The organism is Arhodomonas sp. KWT (genome assembly GCF_010993615.1).
On the sequence record NZ_WNXE01000328.1, the window covers coordinates 1 to 2,156 of the forward strand.

Consider the following 2,156-nt stretch of genomic DNA (forward strand, 5'->3'; position numbering starts at 1 on the left):
GCTGCGCCCGGCACCGGACATCGTCGCGGACGGGCATACCCGGGTGGGTAGGTCGTGCACGGCCGTGGGCCGTGTGCGACGCTGCCGGCACCGCTCCGGAATAGGTCGCACGCCTGCGGCGCACGACCTACCCGAACTGGTTCCCGCATCGGCGACGGGCCCTCGTCTAGGGCTCGAACGACGCCAGCCATTTGGCGAGCAGCCTGTCCAGCTCTGCCCGCTCCGTCTCGCTCAGCGCGCCGGTCAGCCGGTGCTGGTTGGCGACGCGCTCGCCCACCACCGTACGACCAACGTCATCTGCGGCTGACAACGGGCTGTCCACGGACACCGGCATGACCATTCCGGCGCCGCCGCCCGATGCAAATGGCGGCGACTACAGGCCGGTCAGCGCCGCTCCCGGCCGGGTGGCGCCCGCTAAAGCCGTCACTCCGGGGGCGTCTGCCGCGACATCGAATCGATCAGGGCCGCGAGCAGGGCATCCAGCTGTTCGCACTGTTCCTGGCTCAGAGCTGCCAGCAGGCTCTCCTCGCCGGCCACGTGTTCTGCCAGCATGGCGTTGATCCGGTTCAGCCCCTGCTCGGTCAGCTCGACGACGACGGCGCGGCGATCGTCACTGTTGGGACGCCGGTTAACCAGACCCGAGCGTTCGAGACGATCGAGGCGATTCGTCATCCCCCCCGAGGACATCATCATCGACCGGTACAGCGCCGTCGGCGAGAGCGCGTAAGGCTTTCCCGACCGGCGCAGCGTCGCCAGCACGTCGAACTCGCCACGCCGTAGGCCATGCCGCTTGTGTAAGGGCGTGACGTGTAGCTTGTCCAGCAGGTCCGAGGCTTCGGTCAGCCGGCCGAACAGCGACATCACCGGGGCGTTCAGTTCCGGACACTCCCGTTTCCACTGCTGTAGAGCCAGGTCGGCGCGGGAGAGCTCTCTTTCATTTTGTCTTGACATAAAGATTCTTTGTATCGAGTATTTTCGTGAAACCGATTGTTGGAGATGCTCATGTCCAAAGTCAACACGAGGGGCTACGTGCTGTTCGCGATCACCGTGATGCTGGTGGGGCTGAATCTGCGGCCGATCATGGCGGCAATCGGGCCCGTCCTCGCGAGGATTCAGCACGATACCGGCATCGGCGATACCGCGGCCGGCCTGTTGACCACGCTGCCCGTGCTGGCCATGGGCCTGTTCGCGTTTATGGGCGGCACGCTCCAGCGCATCCTGGGCGTGGAGAGAACGGTCCTGTACGGCCTCCTCGCGCTGGGCGGCGCAACACTGGCACGCCTGCCCTTTCACGGTGAATCCGGCCTGATCGTAACGGCCACGATCGGCGGCATCGGAATCGCCGTCATCCAGGCGGCGTTACCCGGCAGGATCAAACGCGACCACGGAGAGAAGGCGGGCCAGCTGATGTCTCTTTACACGGTCGGCATCATGGGCGGCGCCATGCTCTCGTCATCTCTCGTTGCCCCACTGTCGGACATGGGCGGCTGGCCCCTGGCGCTGTCGGTATGGACCGCCTTTGCCGTGCTCGCGGTGCTCGGCTGGCGGCTGGTCAGTGCGCCCCGGTCGGGCGCCGGCGACACCGGCGGCGCCCGTCTGCCGGTGCGCTCGGGCCGGGCCTGGTACCTGCTGGTATTCTTCGGTATCGGCACCGCCGCCTACACCCTGGTGCTGGCCTGGCTCCCGCCCTTCTATGTCCGGCTGGGGTGGTCCGATACGGCCAGCGGCCTCCTGCTGGGCGGTTTGACCCTGGCCCAGGTCATCGCCGCCGTCGGCCTGTCCTCGGTCGTGGACCGATTCCCCGACCGCCGCCCGGTGCTCTATGCCATCCTCACCGTCATCGCCCTCGGCCTGATCAGCCTCATCGTCGCCCCCGGGCCGCTCGCGATACCGGCCCTGCTGCTGCTCGGCCTGGGCATCGGGGGGCTGTTTCCGATGTCGCTGATCATCGCGGTTGACCACCTGCAGGCGGCACGCCAGGCCGGGGCGCTGCTGGGTTTCGTCCAGGGGGGAGGATACGTCATCGCCAGCGTCATGCCCTTCCTGGCCGGTCTGCTGCGCGGCGCCTTCGACGACCTGACCCCGGCATGGGGCATCATGCTCGCGGGCATTCTGGTCCAGCTCGCCATGGTCCGGGTCCTGTCACCGGGACACTC

The 2,156-nt window shown here is 67.5% G+C and carries 3 protein-coding genes; 1 reads left to right on the forward strand and 2 read right to left on the reverse strand.

From position 1 onward, the window contains the following. Positions 1–166: 166 nt before the first annotated feature. A complete protein-coding gene (locus G7A99_RS18500) occupies positions 167–310 on the reverse strand; it encodes a hypothetical protein (protein WP_156831210.1) in 144 nt (47 codons plus the stop codon). A 113-nt stretch (positions 311–423) separates the two neighbouring features. Next, a complete protein-coding gene (locus G7A99_RS18505; protein WP_018718404.1) occupies positions 424–861 on the reverse strand; it encodes a MarR family winged helix-turn-helix transcriptional regulator in 438 nt (145 codons plus the stop codon). 141 nt (positions 862–1,002) lie between these two features. On the opposite strand from G7A99_RS18505, the gene G7A99_RS18510 reads away from it, so the two are divergent. Next, a partial coding sequence (locus G7A99_RS18510; protein WP_240466341.1) for a CynX/NimT family MFS transporter occupies positions 1,003–2,156 on the forward strand: 1,154 nt, incomplete at its 3' end.

What these genes read in the sequence shown, in the direction of transcription:
- G7A99_RS18505 (WP_018718404.1), bottom strand. Translation starts at nt 861, where the DNA reads ATGTCGCTGTTCGGCCGGCTGACCGAAGCCTCGGACCTGCTGGACAAG.